This window comes from Holdemanella sp. MSK.7.32 (assembly GCF_024460475.1).
Classification (GTDB): Bacteria; Bacillota_I; Bacilli_A; order Erysipelotrichales; family Erysipelotrichaceae; genus Holdemanella.
Genome location: NZ_JANFYN010000069.1, coordinates 1 through 7,868 on the forward strand (window position 1 = coordinate 1; position 7,868 = coordinate 7,868).

The 7,868-nt window shown below is 33.6% G+C and carries 6 protein-coding genes; 3 read left to right on the top strand and 3 right to left on the bottom strand.

Annotation, left to right across the window (positions count from 1 at the left end; genetic code table 11):
- Window positions 1–543: 543 nt before the first annotated feature.
- Window positions 544–1,257, bottom strand: a complete 714-nt coding sequence (locus NE544_RS11280) for an L-2-amino-thiazoline-4-carboxylic acid hydrolase (protein WP_256269403.1) — start codon at window positions 1,255–1,257, stop codon at window positions 544–546.
- A gap of 523 nt (window positions 1,258–1,780) precedes the next feature.
- Here NE544_RS11280 and NE544_RS11285 point away from each other — a divergent pair.
- Window positions 1,781–1,936 (top strand): hypothetical protein, encoded by a 156-nt coding sequence (locus NE544_RS11285; protein WP_256269404.1) that lies wholly within the window; start codon window positions 1,781–1,783, stop codon window positions 1,934–1,936.
- A 255-nt stretch (window positions 1,937–2,191) separates the two neighbouring features.
- Window positions 2,192–2,326 (top strand): hypothetical protein, encoded by a 135-nt coding sequence (locus NE544_RS11290; protein WP_003865063.1) that lies wholly within the window; start codon window positions 2,192–2,194, stop codon window positions 2,324–2,326.
- A gap of 634 nt (window positions 2,327–2,960) precedes the next feature.
- Here NE544_RS11290 and NE544_RS11295 read toward each other — a convergent pair.
- Complete coding sequence (locus tag NE544_RS11295; protein WP_256269405.1) at window positions 2,961–4,928, bottom strand: DUF6273 domain-containing protein; 1,968 nt, start codon at window positions 4,926–4,928, stop codon at window positions 2,961–2,963.
- Window positions 4,929–5,024: 96 nt separating this feature from the next.
- Window positions 5,025–5,474, bottom strand: coding sequence for a hypothetical protein (locus tag NE544_RS11300; RefSeq protein WP_256269406.1), 450 nt, complete (start codon window positions 5,472–5,474; stop codon window positions 5,025–5,027).
- A 728-nt stretch (window positions 5,475–6,202) separates the two neighbouring features.
- Between NE544_RS11300 and NE544_RS11305 the strand changes: the two genes are divergently transcribed.
- Window positions 6,203–7,207: a hypothetical protein gene (locus NE544_RS11305; RefSeq protein WP_217255946.1), complete on the top strand. Its 1,005-nt coding sequence runs from the start codon at window positions 6,203–6,205 to the stop codon at window positions 7,205–7,207.
- Window positions 7,208–7,868 lie beyond the last annotated feature (661 nt).

Below are 7,868 nucleotides of genomic sequence, written 5' to 3' on the forward strand. Positions count from 1 at the left end.
ATTGTCCCCCAGATTGCCCCCTAAATTCGAGCCCCCTAGAAAATTTGGATACCCAACGCCTAGAACAAAGAGACTTAATGTTTCTTTTTTTTTGTGCTTTATTGAGCACGAATAAGTAAACATAATTCTTAGTTTCTTAACGTAACGCTTAGTTTCACGAAAACAATATGTGTCTCTCCAAAACTAACAACTTCCATTGTTGGTCTTTTTTTTATGCCTTTTATTTCGTTTTCTTAAACTAAGAACTTCTTTTAAGTAAGTGATTCAGTGAAATGAACACATTTTTCTTAAACTAAAAACTTTTTTAAAAAAACTCATACAATGAATTGGCACCATAACGGTTAAACTAAGAATTACGTTTAGAAAAGTGAAACGAGGAAGAAAGCAAACATAACAAAAGAGCTGGAAGCAACTCCAGTTCTTCGTGCTACTATTTAAAATCCGAATCATCCATCACCATCGTACGATGGATTTCTTCCACTTCTGCATCTGTCAATTCGTTATCCTGTTCTAGACAAAATTCAATTAAAATGTGGGAGTTGGCTATTTATAACCATTCCCCTGCGTGAACACCGGTGGATCATAGTCCATCGGTTTGGCAGAAAGTTTCAACTTGAAATCACAATAATCATCATCAAAGCAGGTATGCTCTCTGTACAGTGGGGCACCCAGAATACCGAACATGACATAATCCAGATTACAGAGGTAAGGCATGTATTCTTCATATCCGTATTTTTTTGCAAAATCCGCTAGCGGACAAACGAGGTTGTGATAACTGAAATCATACCCCTTTTCTGGTGGAATCTGTGTCTGTGTCTCGAAACTTCCGGGATTCTGTGCAGCGTTTAATGCATTCTTCCTATCCTTTTTTAGGAATATTTTTGTAAGAATTCGGGGATTAGTAAAGATTTTACCCATTATACTCCGTAAAAAAGACGGAATCTTTTTAAACTGACGCTCATAAATCAGAATCATTAGGTGACCGCTCTGCGCTGTCGTAACACCATATTTTTTTAATACTTCACCCATGCTCACAAACATGTAAGCTCCGATAAGGTTCTTTGTTCCGCTGGCAGCATCTCCGCCAATGTAAGGGAATCTTTCCAACATCTCCTCCTGATAGTTTGTCCAAATTTCTTGAATGAGGGTATCATAAAACTGCCCAGTAAGCGACTCTAGTTCATAGCTGATATAATTCATGTAAGAATTTAAAGTTTTATGCCATTTTTTTTGATTTTTCTGGTAATATCTGTGCATATATTTTTTTCTCCTATATTATCGCAATTGACCTGTTTTCTTTATAAAAATTCACCTTTAGTTACTAGCTCAAGAGAACACACTCTTAACCGCCTCTTTTTAGAGAATGTCATGGGAAACCCGATGCCTATTAAGATTACAAATATAACATTAATTAAATTAATCACAATCACTCCATATAATTATGTATCTAGTATACTTGATTTTTGATGTTATCTCAATTAAAGGAGTGATTTTCGATTGCTTTAAGAACACTCTCGTAGAACGAATGTTACTTTTATAACTAATCCTATGAAAACATTATTTTCAAAGTGTGCAATTCGTAGTTGTCGGTTTTCGAGAGCGTTGTGAGAGGATTCGAGAAAAGAGAAGGGTATAAAAAAAGACTGAAATCATTGATTGATGATTCATTCCTGTAGTATTTAATTACTTCAAATCAATTAATTAAACTTACTGATGAAGAAACTGAATGGAACAAATTGGAATACTTCGATAGTTTATATAATAAAAGATACAGATTCTGATGCTTGCAGAAAATGACAAGAACAAATACGAGATGCCAGAAACAAACGTTGAGAATTTGGCTTACGAAAGCAAGATGATCAACATCGTGATTGGCAAAGTCCATCAAATCTACACAGATGAAACATCATACGATATTGCTCGCTATGTTCGATAAATCTTGGCAGAAGATGAATATCATCGTATGAAACCAACTGAAGTTGCCAAAGAGGTAATTGCCATCATCACAGGAAACCCAACTCGTAAAAAGAGAAGACCTTCATCGAAAGCACCTGCATCTAAGAACATCTGTGATTACATCTCGAACGCCTAAGAACAAAGAGACTAAATGTTTCTTTGTTTTTTAGTATGTAAACGCTTTGATTGTATCAAGGTATATGGTACAAAATAAGTGAAAAGGAGGACATAGTATATGATGTCATTAGATTGGATGGTTTACGCTTTAGGTGCCGTAGCTGTTGTTTTCTTAGTTGCCATGTTCTTCAAGTATAAAAAGCACAATAGATATGCTGATAAATTTGAAGACACATATCCAGACGCAAAGTAAGCAACTTTCAGACGTGTTTTCTAAAACGATGATAACCACAAGCAGGATCGAAAGGTTCTGCTTTTTTTGTGCTTCATTGAGCATGAGTAAGTAAACGTAATTCTTAGTTTCATGAAGTGAAAACAAATCTTTTTCGTAAACGTAACGCTTAGTTTCACGAAAACAATATGTGTCTCTCCAAAACTAACAACTTCCGTTGTTGGTCTTTTTTTTATGTCTTTTAGTTCGTTTTCCTTAAACTAAGTGTTACTTTTATAAAACTGATTCAGTGAAATGAACGTTTTTTCCTTAAACTAAAAACTTCTTTTAGAAAACTCATACAGTGAGTTGGCACTAAAACGGTTAAACTAAGAATTACGTTTAGAAAAGTGAAACAGTGATTTGACACGTTTCTATTAAACTAAGAACTTCCAAAGATTTAGAGGCGTTTATGAGAGCGTTGTTGAATGAGTGTTCGCTTTCCAATTATTTATGTGGTATTTTCTCGTTTCCTCTCACGGCGTTTTCATAAGAATCTCAAATGGGGATAACTCGATCAAAACATTACTTCTCATAGTGTGCAATTTTATGGCTGTTGAAAGAGGCTGTCGAGAAGGTATAAAAAAACAGGACCTGTTAAAATCCTGTTTGTTTCTTATTTGTAGCTTACCGAGCCTGTTATTGTGTTTTCAATTTTAGAAAGATTGATGACAAAGGCAGGACGAACGCCACGCGTATAGTACACGTAGCTGGCACCCAGGTGTCCGGTGCTAGTAAGCAGAAACTCTGCACCGTTAGCGTGACCCTGATAGCTGTCTCTTGTCCAGATACTAATACCATTCAAGAACGCTTTCACTTTATCTGGATTTTTTAAGTCGACCGCTTTTCCAATTTCACTTACACTAGGCAAGAATGCTTGTCGACTGATAGTATTGTATACTTGTCCATTATATCCAGTTTCCTGTTTTGAATCTGGGTTAGTATCAGTTGCGTACGAAGCCTGCTTAATATTTACAGTTTGAATAGCTGCCTTCATTGTAGAAGACAAACAGTTGTACCACTCATTTTCTAGGTAGTTGTCGATTGCACTGCCTTCATAAGTGCTTCGGCATTGTCCATCTAAACGGTTATCTGATTGGAACTTTCTATTTCCAATTGTGTTCTTACTAATAACCAAATATTCGTCACCGTTAAGCTCGTCCATAATAATGTATTCCGAACCTGCAATATTTACTGTTGTTCCTTTTGAATATTTATAATTAACAGAGCCTGTTACGGTGTAATCAATTTTTGAAAGGTCGATAACAAAAGCAGGGCGAGTATTAACTGAATCTTCTGTTCTTGCAGTGTATATATGATTGGAATCATAACAAACAGTCATTACAACATTTTCATAGTTTTTGTGTCCATCTCTACTTAAAACTGCAATTTCACCATTTAAGAAGTTTTGTACCGCTGTTCCATTTGATAAATCGACAACTTTGGCCATATCTTTAATGCTAGGTAAGAAAACGTGACGACTAATAGTGTTATATACTTGATAGTAATAACCATTTTCTTCCTCAGCATCTAATTTATTGTCTGAGTATGAAACCTGTCTAATTTCTGTAGATTGAATAGCATTTTGCATTTTAGTAGACAATCCTTTGTACCAAGTGTTTTCTAAGTAATCATCGATTTCAGTGTTTTCATAACAATTTCGATTCCAACGATCTTGACGGAAATAAGACCCGAATTTATTTTTCCCAATACTTTTAGTAGTCATAACTAAATAATTACCATTTTCTTGTCGTTCGATAACCATATATTCTATTCCATCAATATTTAAGATAGTACCCATTGAATAAATCTCTTTCCATTGTGCAGTTAATGTGAAATTACCACATTCTTTGGGAATTGTATCTCCTGGTTGCATGGTTACATCTCCCCATTTCCAACCAGTAAACACATACCCAGTCTTAATAGGTATTTCTGAACTAATGGCATCCTCGCTTTCGTATTTAAAACGTTGAGTAGTGGAAGCATTAAAAGATCCTCCATTCAAATCATATGTCAATGTATAAGTATTTGGAGTCCATATTGGATACAAGTCAATTGTCGTATCATTCTTTTTGAATTCATCTAACACTCCGCAATATTCTGCAACGTCTTGTGACTTGGCTAATCCTGTAGTATCTATAACTTCTTTAGTTCCGTTTTTCCCGACAACCCATGTGTTAGGTTTTGCGGTATACCTCTTTTTTGCAAGTCGACTTACATCACCTAATCCACTTTTTTTGTCATAATAACTTCCAAATAAATACGTTTCAGAAGCAGCAATATCTTTTCCACTTACATCATGAGTGACACCATCAAAGTGATACCATGTCTGGGCACCATCTGCATGATAATTGATAGTTAATTTGTTTGTATCAAATTTAAAATAACAAGGTGTAACTAAAAGGTACGGAGAATCATCTGTCTTATAATACATTGCGTCTATTCCAAGTTTACCCTTTAAAGGTGTTTCTTTCCAATGAGGACCATATGTTCCAACTCCAGAATAATGATGTCCAACCGTTCCTTTCAAATCTTTGAATTCATATTCTGTCCCATATGGATAAACTTTATCAAAGCTACTCACATCATCCGCTACCTTTTGACCATTAATGTAAACATCAAAAGACCCGTAGTCATGGCCAGCAAACTCAACTTTACCATCTAAAAGTGAGTTAACATCCTATTTATACACATACTTATTACCTGTAATATCAAATACCAAATTATCTTCATAGTTTCCACTATAGTTTGTATTTGTATTAGCTAATGCAATATTGAAATTCTCATCAAAACTTTTGCTACTCGCCGACTGCTTATTATCTATATGAAAAGATTCCTTATCTAAAGAATAAGAAATCTCCTGGCTTTTATTCTTTAATTTATAATTATTTTTAGAAGACACACTCACATTTAAATCAACCTGTGCTTCCGCCTTACCACTTACCGCAAATGAACCTTTGCCACTGTTTTTATCTATACTAACTTCAGATGGGATTGTTATTGTATATCCAGACGTATCAGTTGTCTGATTATTAATAGCTTCAGCTTTTACAACATCTGCATCACCACAGGCAATTGATCCTAAGATTAAAAAGCCACATAATGTTATAAATTTCTTCATGTTTTTCATCTCATCACAAATACCTCCTTACTGATACATTGAACCACAATTCAAATCCAAACATTTTCTCGTCATTTCTATGGATAAACACAAACAAAATCCTTGCAATATGATCAAAATTCACGTCAACTCTTCTGAAAAAACTTCACGTAGCCCTCGAATCTATATCCAGTTCAAAACATTACTATACAAAGTGTGTAAATAAATAGAAAATTATAGGAAAGGGCGGGGAAAATGTTTGTTTTTAGGTTTTATGCCAGCGTAAACTCATTAATAGACGGGAAAATGTTTGTGTTCAACGGGATTTTGTTTGTTTTCTGTCTTGAATCAAGAATATTGCAGTCATGTTCTGTATAAAAAAAATCCAGAAGTCTCATCATATGATGATTTAAGCTATTATACATATATAGATAACATATGTTTTTTATATGGAGCTAACAAAAAAATTAAAAAATTTTATGGATGCTATTTTTCTATTGATAAGATGTCCTCAAATGAATTGGAAAAAATGGAGCAATTTCTCAATTCAAAAAACCTAAGACCTAGAAGTTTATTATTTTAATCCAAATCTTTATCAGGTTTGGCTTTTTATATTCTTGATTTTCATCTATTTAAGAACTATAGTATCCATGAATTAGAAACATAAATATATAGATGTTCTTTTGCTTGTATTTAAATACACTAATTCAGGATATTTGTCATCCAAAATTGTTTGATAAAGAAAGAAGGCTTTAATCATGAAATTATTCAAATATATTCTCTGCTTATTTTGCGCTATATCTTTAACAGCTTGTCACCAAGATGAAAAGCAAGATTTTTGGGAAGCTACCATTGATGCTGTTCAATCCAAATCCAAAGATAATGCGTACTTAAAAAACAACTGGAATATTGGTATAAGTTCAGATGAAGGCAAAAAGCATCAAAATATGGCTGCCCGCTATATCGTAGAAAACGACAATGAAACAACTACTACCATATTTGCTTTGCAAAACCAAAATGATAAAGAATATATATCCTATACATATACAACAGATGTAATTGAAGATACAAAAGAATATCAAAAGACAATAACTATTAATTCAACGAATAAGAAATATACAAAGTATGATATCCAATATAATTACTACGAATTTGAGAATGGAAACTACACATATGGAGAAGACGCAACTGGCTCAATATCAATCAATAAAGATGGCATTACATATGATAATGTTCCACTTTTAAATGAAGCAATCCAAAGCTGCTGTACAATAATTGATGATTTCCAGGAAGAATTTGATATCGATTATGAAGAATATGATTTTGATCCTCTACCATATCAAATGAAGGATTTGAATATTCCAAGTATAGATGAGATTCAGGAGGAAACCGCAACTTCTACAGACTACTATGGAGAACAAAGAATCAACGCAAAAGGATATACACTTGTTGATTGTTTAAGTATTGATAAAGATACAAATGAAGCAACCTATTCAACTTTCAATTACGAAAGACAGAGTGATGAGGAATCAATTCCATGTACACTTTCATTACAAGGTAATAACATTTATCTATTGACGCCAGATATGGATATTGATTTTACTTACTATATTTATAAAACAGACGACACCGTTTACATGTATTCCATAGACTATTCAAGTAATGAAATCATTGAGGATATTACCAACAACGGCGGAAATATGGCCGAGCAAGTTTTAAAAACCACAAATGACAGCTTACGAAAAAAGATTGCAGAACAATAAAAGCTAAACTATTTCTCGATTGTTTTAAGAACGCTCTCGTAGAACGAAAGTTGCTTTTATAACTAATCCTATGAAAACATTATTTCCAAAGTGTGCAATTTGTCGTTGTTGGTTTTCGAGAACGTTGTGAGAGAAATCGAGAAAGGAGAAGGGTATAAAAAAAGGACTCCATTTAAGGAATCCTAATGTGATATATCGTGTTTTATCCGATTTCTCTAGCATAAGCATACACAATTTTCGGAGCTTCAGCAGCCTTTGTAGTTGTTTCGGTATAATACTGAGTCAGTTTGGAAGTGTCGTTCAATTTTCGAGCTTCTTCAGAAAGTGTCTTAATAGTTCGGTTTACATCATTCAAGACTTCATATAATGAGTATTGATTATCTCGAATCTTTTCCAAGTTATCAACAATATCTGATGATTTGTTTATGATTAGGTTTTGCCTTAGCTCGGTTTCATTCAGTTTTTCACAGTATTACGGTGGTGTTATAAAGCAATATAGGTTTTTATAAGTTTTATTGGTAATATGATGATACTACAAATTTTTTGTATGAAAATTAAACACGATATATTTCCTCTCTACAAACCACTTATATTTTGTGTTAAAATACCTGACTTTAGAGGCTGAATAGTAAAAAATGGTGCAACACTCGATATTTGATTA